The following is a 6510-nucleotide window of genomic DNA, read 5'->3' on the forward strand; positions in this document are numbered from 1 at the left end:
CATGGCCCCGGCTCTGCGGGGCCGGCGCCGTCAGGTGGTCAGTGCGTCGTAGGCGGCGATGAGGATGCTGAGGGCTCGCATATTGTCGTCGGTGCACTGCATCTGGTTCATCACGTAGGACACGGTCATGTGGTGCTCGACATCGACGAGCACCAGGGAGCCGCCCCATCCGCCCCACGAGCAGGTGCGGCCCTCGAGGCGGTAGCCCATGCCCCAGCGGATCGGTCGTTGCAGGACACGATCGCGGCCGTGGAACTGTTCTTCGAATACGCGGTCACAACCGGCCTGTGACAGCAGGCGAACACCGCCGAGGCTGCCGCCGCAGGCGAGTATCGATTGGACCGCGGCGACCGAGCGTGCGTTGCCGTGACCGTTGATGGCCGGGATCTCCGCGCGCCGCCACGCCGCGGTGCCGGCGTCGGACACCGCGACCGAGAATCCCTCGGGGCGGTCGCCCTCGGGCGCCGCAACGAGCGCGGCAACGCGATGGTCGTGCTCGGGGGATAGTCCTATGTGGAAGTCCGCGCCCAACGGCGCGGCCACGTCCTCGGCGAAGAATGTGCCGACGCTGCGTCCGGTCACCCGGGCGATGACCTCACCGACGAGGAAGCCGAAGGTGATCGAGTGGTAACCCCCTTCGGTGCCCGGTTCCCATCGGGGAGACTGTCCGGCGAGACGCGCGGTGACCGTCGGCCAGGAGTACAGGTCGGCGGCCGTGACGGGGTCGTCCCATTCCGGCAGACCCGCGGTGTGACCGAGTAGGTGCCGTACCAGCACATCGTGTTTGCCCGCCGCCGCGAACTCCGGCCAGTACCTGGCGACCGGCGCGTTCAGATCGAGTTCGCCACGGTCGGCCAGTATGAGCGCGCACAATGCCACCATCGTCTTGGTCGTCGACCAGACGTTGACGATGGTGTCCGCCTCCCACATCACGGTGCGATCCGCGTCGGCATAACCACCCCAGATGTCGACCACGGGTTCGCCGTCGATGTACACCGCCGCTGACGCGCCGACATCGTCGGCCTCCAGCGATGCCGCGAGTGCCTCGGCGACACCGACGAACCGCGCGTCGTAGGAACCCCGTACATCGGTAGTCACGGGCACACCGTAGACCGCGTTCACCCTGCGGCACCAACGATTTTCACCGCCGCCCCCCTTGATGTGGCCGGTGGAAACCGGGGCTTGTCGGGTGATCACGGCCCATGTTGTCGTGGTCTGCGAGGGCGCACGGCCGTTCGCCAGCGGGATGACGTCGAGAGGTGAGGGTGCGCGTGGAACAGGTGGAGCCGGTCGTGGCACGCCATGCGGAGTTGGCGGAGGAGTTGCGGGCGTACTTCGGCTCGATCGCCGCCGCCGAATTGGGCAGTGACGACGACATTTTCGCGCTGGGACTGGTCAACTCGCTGCGGGCACTCGAGATCGTCGTGCACGTGGAGCAGACCTACGGGATCTCGGTCGAGGTCGAGGACCTCGATCTGGACAACTTCCGCACCGCGGCCCGCGCGGCCGCGTACGTCGAGCGCAAGCGGTCTGGAAACGGGCCGTCGTGATCGATGTCGAGAAGGTGGTGGCGGCCGCGGAATCCGATGCGGCGCAGTGGGATCGCGCGGGCTTACCCGACGAGATGATCACGCTCGCGGCCCGCACCGGGCTGCTGGGTGCAGATCGGCCGGTGCCATTCGGTGGTGCCGGTCTGGATGCGCGTGAACTCGGCCGGATCGCCGCGACGCTCGGGGAATACTGCACGAGTCTGCGATCGCTGGTCACGGTGCACGGCATGGTCACCGCCGCACTGGATCGGTGGGGTACCGCCGAACAGCGCCGCGACTGGCTGCCCGGGCTCACCGCGGGCGAGGTCGTTGCCGCGCTGGCGGCGACAGAGGCCGGGGCGGGGACCGATTTGGCGGGTGTCACAACGACTTTCGAGGCAGACGGTGCGGACCGCATCGTGTCCGGGCACAAGCTGTGGGTGACGTTCGGCCAGGTCGCCGATGTCTTCCTGGTACTCGGCACGGCGGCCGGTGGGCTGTGCGCGGCGCTCGTCGAGCGGGACCGTCCCGGCGTTTCCGTGCAGCCGGTCGAGGGGCAGCTCGGCATGCGTGGCGCCAGGGTGGCGCACATTCGGTTCGATCGCGTGCGCATACCCGCCGCGCAGCTGATCGCACCGCCGGGATTCGGCCTGTCCCATGTCGTCGGCACGGCCCTGGACCACGGGCGGTTCACCCTCGCGTGGGGGTGTGTCGGGATCGCGCGAGCCTGCCTCGCCGACGCCGCCGCGCACGCCGCCACCCGCGTCCAGGGCGGTACCGCGCTGGCCGAGCACCAGGTGATCCGTGCGGCACTCGGCCGCTGCTGGGTGGATGCCGAAGGCGCACAAGCCATCTGCGAACGGGCGACCGACAACCGGATCGCCGGATCTCCACACGCCCTCGTCGCGACGATCGCCGCGAAGTACGCGGCGTCCCACGCCGCGGCCGTAGTGAGTGAACGGGCAGTGCAGGTACTCGGCGCGGCCGGGTGCGCTCCGGACAGCCGCGTCGGCAGGTTCTACCGCGACGCGAAGGTCATGCAGATCATCGAGGGAGCACAGGAGGTCGCCGAGGTGACCATCGGTGAGCACGTACTGCGAGGTGCGCGATGGTGAACGGGCCGGTGCGGCTCGGTCCCGTGGCGACGTGGTTCCCCGCCACCTCCGCGCGGGTGGCCACCCTGGGCGAACTGGATGAACTTCCGGCGCACCGACGAGAACACGCGCTGGCACTCGGCATCGAATCGGTTTGCACCGCGGGCGAGCTGTCCGAGGTGGACCTGGCCGCCTCGGCGGCGACGTCGGCACTGGCCGAGGCGGGGCTCGAAGCCACCGACATCGACGCGCTGCTGCTCGTCACCGGACGCGCGCCGCAGTACCTGCTCGCATCGGAAACGACACGGCTGCAACACCGGATCGGCGCCACCCGCGCCTTCACGGCGGGCGTGGGCGACCTCGGCTGCGTATCGGTCTCCGCCGCGCTGACCCTCGCCGCGGCGCTGCTTCGCGCCGAGGCCGGGTACCGCACGGTGCTCGTCGTCGCCGCGGCCAAGACCCCGACCCGCAACCGCTACCGCCCGCCCATGACACTGCTCGGCGACGGCGCGGCCGCGCTGCTCGTCACCGCCTCCGGCGACGGGCGCTGGGAGTTCGTCGACCAGATCCTGCGCAGCGACGGCAAATACGCGGACCTGTTCCGAATCGACTACCGCGACACGCCGTCGGCGGCGTGGACCGAGGAATGCTCCGACGAATCCACCTACTCGTTCCGGCTCGCGGTCGAGAGCAAGAAGCGGTTCGACGTCATCATTCCGGAGTTGCTGCAACGCAATGGCATCCGGCTCGGCTCGGTAGGGCCGATCCTCATGCAGAACCTGTCGGGAGGTGCCTTCGCCTTCTGGGAGGAGGCCCTCGATACCACGATCGACGAGGTGTGCCGGGGCAATCTGGCGGCATACGGCCATCTGGGTTCGGTGGACATGCTGGTCAACCTGGAGTCCGCGGCGGCCACCCGCACCTCCGGTGAGTATGCGCTGCTGTTGAACAGCAGCCCGGTGGCCGCGTGGAGCGCGGCCCTGCTGCGGAGGGCGTGAGCCATGGCGGCAACGGTGAAGTGCCTGGTCTGGGATCTCGACGACACTGTCTGGCCCGGCGTCGTGCTCGAATCCGACGGCGGGACTCCGAAACCCGAAGTGCTGCGGGCGATCCGGACCCTCGACGAACGTGGAATCCTGCACGCCGTCGCGAGCCGTGGCGAATTATCGGCCGCCACAGCACATTTGCGTCGGCACGGTATCGAGGACCTGTTCTCGGCGGTCGAGATCGGCTGGGGCCCGAAGTCGGCGGCGATCCGGCGGATCGCCGAATCGCTGAATATCGGGCGCGAGACCGTGGCATTCGTCGACAACGATCCGGTCGAACTGGCCGAGGTGGCGAACTCGTGCCCGGAGGTCCGGTGCTATCCGGCCGGTCGCATACCCGACCTGCCGAACCTTCCCGAATTCACGCCCGAGACAGTGACATCCGAAGCGCGGCACCGCCGGTCGTACTATCGCGCGGAGCGGGCCCGCCGCGTCGGCGAGGCCGAATTCGCCGGATCGGATGCGGACTTCCTTACCTCGCTGGGTCTGGTCATGACCGTGCGGACGGCATCGGAGGCGGACCTCGCAAGGGCCAACGAGCTGACCATCCGCACGCACCAGCTCAATACCACCGGGGTCACCTTCGACATCGACGAACTGCGGGAGCTGTGCGCGTCACCGCGCCACGAGGTGCTCGTGGCATCCCTGCGCGACCGATTCGGCGGCTACGGCACCATCGGGCTCGCGGTCTCGGAGATCCGCGGCTCCGACTCGGTGCTGCTCCTGCTGCTCATGTCCTGCCGGGTCATGTCACGCGGAGCCGGCACGGCGCTGATCCGGGAAATCGTCCGGCGTGCACGCGCGGCCGGTCGGCGGCCGGCCGCGGAATTCGTTGCGACCCCGGTCAATCGGGTGATGCTCGTGACCCTGAGGTTCGCCGGATTCGAGGTGCTCGAGTCCGACGGCGACCGTGTGCTGCTCGGCTGCACGGTGTCACCGGAGGACATCAGCGGAACCGGCCATGTCGAGGTGATCGGATGAGCACAGCATCGGATAGCGATTCGGACCTGCTGCGGGGAATCCTCCAGCAGGCCCAGCGGGCACCCGACCGCACCGCGCTCGTGGTGGGGGACCGGTCGCTCACCTACCGCGAACTCGACGCCGCCACCGCGCATCTCGCACGCAGGCTGGTCGCCGCCGGTGTTCGGCCCGGACAGACGGTCATGGTGTACCAACGGCAGAGCCTGGACACCGTGATCGGCATGATCGCGGCTCTGCGCGCGGCCGCAGCGTGGTGCGTGGTCGAACCGGGCCGTCCCATGTCGGCGGTGCGTTCGGTGGTGGCGGTCGCGACCTGCACCGCGCTGATCGTCGATGGGCGCGATGATGCCACTGCGCGTGACGAGGTGGCCGCGCTGGTGACGGGCACGGCGGCAGCGGTGCTCGATATCAGCGAGGACACCGAGCCACCCGCGGTGGCACTGCCGGACCAGCCGCCCCTGCGCGCGCCCGCGTACGTCATCACCACCTCCGGCTCGACGGGTGAGCCGAAGGCGGTCGTCGTGTCCCGGGCCAACCTCGCCACCTTGATCGGCTCACGGAACTATCCGTACACCGACGGCGAACTCGTGACATTCTCGGCGATGCGCCTGATCTGGGACGGCTCTCTCTCGGCACTGGCCTGGGCGCTCACCGTCGGCGGCACCAGCGTGCTCCCGGACGCCCGGATGCTGCCCGACGTCGACGCGGTCGCCGAACTCGCTGTCCGCCACGGCGTATCGCATTTCGTCGCGACGCCCTCGTTCTACCGGCTGCTGCTGCCGCGACTGGGTGAGCTGAAGCCGACGCTGCGGATCGTCACCCTCTGCGGCGAGCCGGTACCGGTTCGCCTCGTCGAGCAGCACCGCGAGGCCCTGCCCGCGACCAGCCTGCACAACGAGTACGGCCCGACCGAGGCGACCGTCACCTGCATCTGCCACGTCGTACCGGAGGCGCCGCAGCCCGTCGTGCCGATCGGCACACCGACCGACGGGACGACGGCGCACATTCTCGACCGCTCGCTGGGGCCGGTCCGCTGGGGCACACGCGGCGACCTGTACCTCGGAGGTGGACAGGTCGCCGACGGTTATGCGGCACGGCCCGGACTGACGGCGGCCCGATTCGTGGCCGACCCGTTTTCGACCGAGCCGGGCGGGCGCATGTACCGCACCGGAGACCTCGCGCGGCTCGACGGAAGCGGCCACATCGAATTCCACGGGCGGGCCGACAGCCAGGTGAAGGTCCGGGGGGTGCGGGTCGAACGCACCGCGGTCGAGGCGGTACTGCAGGGACATCCCGCCGTGTACGAGGCGGTCGTGCTCGATGCGACGGACTCCGACGATGCCGTGTACCTGGCCGCCTTCTGGGTGCCCGCGCCCGGCGCCGCACCGACGCCAACCGCCCCTGCGCTGACCCGATACTGCGCGGAACGTTTTGCACCCGAATCGGTTCCGGAACGGTTCGTGGCGGTCGACACCCTGCCGATCGCACCGGGAAGCAGCAAACTCGACGAAGCCGCGCTGCGCGCGCTGCTGCGCTCCCGTCCCGAACGGCGCACGGCCCCGTCACGAGATGGCTGGACCGAGCACGAACGGGCTATCGGCGAGATCTGGTCCCAGGTGCTCCTGCACGACGAATTCGACCGTGGGGACCGTTTTTTCGACGTAGGCGGCAACTCCCATCGGGTGGTCGCACTCCATCTGCGCCTCGAGGCCGGGTGGCCGGGTGCGATCTCGGTGGGGATGCTGTTCGACCTCGACACCGTGGCCGCACAGGCGGCCGCGCTTTCGCCGGATCCGGCGACTCGAATCGAGTCCGAACCGGCGGACAGCACGCCATTGGCTTTCGAGGTGTGAAGGACAC

Annotated in this window: 6 protein-coding genes; 5 read left to right on the forward strand and 1 reads right to left on the reverse strand. The window is 69.4% G+C overall.

The genetic code is table 11. The features are described from left to right. Nucleotides 1-30 precede the first annotated feature (30 nt). The gene (locus ACQPZ2_RS19575; protein WP_433526850.1) at nt 31-1098 is read right to left on the reverse strand and encodes a serine hydrolase domain-containing protein; all 1068 of its coding nucleotides are present in this window, start codon (nt 1096-1098) and stop codon (nt 31-33) included. A 173-nt stretch (nt 1099-1271) separates the two neighbouring features. Between ACQPZ2_RS19575 and ACQPZ2_RS19580 the strand changes: the two genes are divergently transcribed. Genes ACQPZ2_RS19580 through ACQPZ2_RS19600 form a run of 5 tightly spaced genes read left to right on the forward strand, consistent with a single transcriptional unit; the run spans nt 1272 to nt 6503 of the window. Further along, nucleotides 1272-1550, forward strand: a complete 279-nt coding sequence (locus ACQPZ2_RS19580; RefSeq protein ID WP_433526851.1) for an acyl carrier protein — start codon at nt 1272-1274, stop codon at nt 1548-1550. Beyond that, nucleotides 1547-2644, forward strand: a complete 1098-nt coding sequence (locus ACQPZ2_RS19585; RefSeq protein ID WP_433526852.1) for an acyl-CoA dehydrogenase family protein — start codon at nt 1547-1549, stop codon at nt 2642-2644. Before ACQPZ2_RS19580 ends, ACQPZ2_RS19585 begins: the two co-directional genes overlap by 4 nt. Next, nucleotides 2638-3621, forward strand: coding sequence for a 3-oxoacyl-ACP synthase (locus ACQPZ2_RS19590; RefSeq protein ID WP_433526853.1), 984 nt, complete (start codon nt 2638-2640; stop codon nt 3619-3621). Before ACQPZ2_RS19585 ends, ACQPZ2_RS19590 begins: the two co-directional genes overlap by 7 nt. A gap of 3 nt (nt 3622-3624) precedes the next feature. Then, nucleotides 3625-4650, forward strand: a complete 1026-nt coding sequence (locus tag ACQPZ2_RS19595) for an HAD-IIIC family phosphatase (RefSeq protein ID WP_433526854.1) — start codon at nt 3625-3627, stop codon at nt 4648-4650. Further along, nucleotides 4647-6503 (forward strand): non-ribosomal peptide synthetase, encoded by a 1857-nt coding sequence (locus ACQPZ2_RS19600; RefSeq protein WP_433526855.1) that lies wholly within the window; start codon nt 4647-4649, stop codon nt 6501-6503. The genes ACQPZ2_RS19595 and ACQPZ2_RS19600 overlap by 4 nt, the downstream gene beginning before the upstream one ends. The last annotated feature ends 7 nt before the right edge of the window (nt 6504-6510 follow it).

Origin of the sequence: Nocardia pseudovaccinii (assembly GCF_050942345.1) — a bacterium.
Lineage (GTDB): Bacteria > Actinomycetota > Actinomycetes > Mycobacteriales > Mycobacteriaceae > Nocardia > Nocardia pseudovaccinii.